At 63.4% G+C, this 1,146-nt stretch carries 1 protein-coding gene and 2 pseudogenes; 2 read left to right on the plus strand and 1 reads right to left on the minus strand.

Translation table 11 applies throughout. The features are described 5' to 3' along the window. Positions 1-211: pseudogene (locus EN906_RS34825) on the plus strand (hypothetical protein); the annotation flags it as partial. A gap of 140 nt (positions 212-351) precedes the next feature. Next, positions 352-741, plus strand: a complete 390-nt coding sequence (locus tag EN906_RS34830; RefSeq protein ID WP_127270456.1) for a DUF427 domain-containing protein — start codon at positions 352-354, stop codon at positions 739-741. Positions 742-780: 39 nt separating this feature from the next. Here the strand turns inward: EN906_RS34830 and EN906_RS34835 are convergent. Further along, positions 781-1,146 (minus strand): annotated as a pseudogene (locus EN906_RS34835) (polysaccharide deacetylase); the annotation flags it as partial.

Raw genomic sequence — 1,146 nt, forward strand, 5'->3', positions numbered from 1 at the left:
GTTCAAGATGTGCGTCCAGAATCAGGGCGAGGACCAGCACGTCGCGGCCGCGTCAGTCGGCGATGGCGGAAACCGCCAGTTCCTGCTGCTTACCTTGCCTACCGGCGGCGGTTCCCTGAAGGTCGAGACCGTCTCAAGAAGCAGCAACCCGGTCGCCGGGATCGCTGCCGCCTATGCCGGTCTCATGGACGTGTTCAAAGCCGCTGCCTGACCGCTGACGACAATCCCGAGGATTCCAAGGGGCGATCCATCGGCGTCGGCTAAGCAAGTTTTGCGTGTTGGATGGCGATAGCGGCTTGCGCAATGCGCTTGCGCGACACACCTTAAGTCGACGCAAGGAGAGCCCCCCGCATGGATCAGATCGCCAACCCCGCACCCGGTTTCCAACGCAACCCGGACAAAATCATCACTGTCGAGCCCTATGCCGGCACCGTTACCGTGCGTGTCGGAGACGTGGTCATCGCTTCAACAACGAAGGCCAAGGTGCTGACCGAGGCCCCCTATCCGGCGGCCTTCTACATTCCGTTCGCCGACATCGATTTCGGCAAGCTCGGCCGCACCGACCACTCGACCCATTGCCCCTACAAGGGCGATGCAAGCTATTGGAGCGTGCTGCCTGCCGGCGAGACCGGCCAGAACGCCATGTGGGCGTACGAGCGGCCTTTCGACGAAATGGCTGAAATCCGCAACCACGGCGCATTCTACGCTAGCAAGGTCACGATCGAAGCCAAACCGGACTGAGCCAACGCCGAGGGCATCGAGATCCGCTCGGCTGGCCAGTCACTCCGTCGTGCCGTTATTGCCGATGCCCTCGGCATCGTCGAGCCGCACAAAGGTCAAGCCCTTGGCCTTGAGCGCCAGCAGCCCCTGCACCACGCCTTCGCCGGCCGCATGGGTCGGCTGGTTGATGTGCGAGATGATGACGTCGCCATCCTTGGCCGCCGCGATGCGCCGGGCGGTCTCCTTGGCGCCAAGCAAAGAGCCGCCGTCGCCATTTATCGAGAATCCCGCGACCTTGAAGCCAAGCTTGCGGATCATGGCGATTGCCGACGGGCTGTATTCGGCGGTTGCGCCACGAAACCATTTCGGCGCCGGCTCGCCGGTCCCGGTAAGAGCGGCGGCTCCCGATTCGACCTCGGCCAGCAC

The sequence above is a fragment of the Mesorhizobium sp. M7A.F.Ca.CA.004.06.1.1 genome, from assembly GCF_003999135.1.
Taxonomy (GTDB): domain Bacteria; phylum Pseudomonadota; class Alphaproteobacteria; order Rhizobiales; family Rhizobiaceae; genus Mesorhizobium.

Excerpts from the sequence above, each read along its gene's own strand:
- EN906_RS34830 (WP_127270456.1), top strand. The coding sequence starts at position 352 with ATGGATCAGATCGCCAACCCCGCACCCGGTTTCCAACGCAACCCGGAC.